This is a genomic window from Pseudomonas sp. SIMBA_068, from assembly GCF_046534705.1.
GTDB classification, from domain to species: domain Bacteria; phylum Pseudomonadota; class Gammaproteobacteria; order Pseudomonadales; family Pseudomonadaceae; genus Aquipseudomonas; species Aquipseudomonas putida.
The window spans coordinates 1-310 of the sequence record NZ_JAWRYI010000254.1 but is presented as its reverse complement, the minus strand read 5'-3'; the positions used below and the strand labels follow the sequence as shown (position 1 = coordinate 310).

At 53.9% G+C, this 310-nt stretch carries 1 protein-coding gene; it reads right to left on the bottom strand.

What is annotated here, in order from left to right; all coding sequences use genetic code 11:
- The coding region (locus tag SB756_RS29060) for a DNA-processing protein DprA (RefSeq protein ID WP_410912992.1) at positions 1–252 on the bottom strand (252 nt) is incomplete at its 3' end.
- Positions 253–310 lie beyond the last annotated feature (58 nt).

The following is a 310-nucleotide window of genomic DNA, read 5'->3' as shown; positions in this document are numbered from 1 at the left end:
ACTGATAATGCGATTTCTTCGTGGGAAATTGTAAGCAAGGGGTGGAACATCGAGGGGAAATTCCGAGACGAGAGCGCCCCCCTGTTCAAGCAGACTGGCAGCCAGTCGGGCATGACGGCGGGGATGAATGGTATTAAGTCCATTCCCCAATACAGCAATGCTGACGCCATTTACCTGTAAGGCTGCTTTATGCGCTACACCATCGATTCCACGCGCCAGTCCACTCGTAATTGTCACTCCACGCGTCGCCAGAGTTTCGCAAAATAATCGTCCCCATCGCTCGCCATACCATGAATGCGCCCGACTCCCC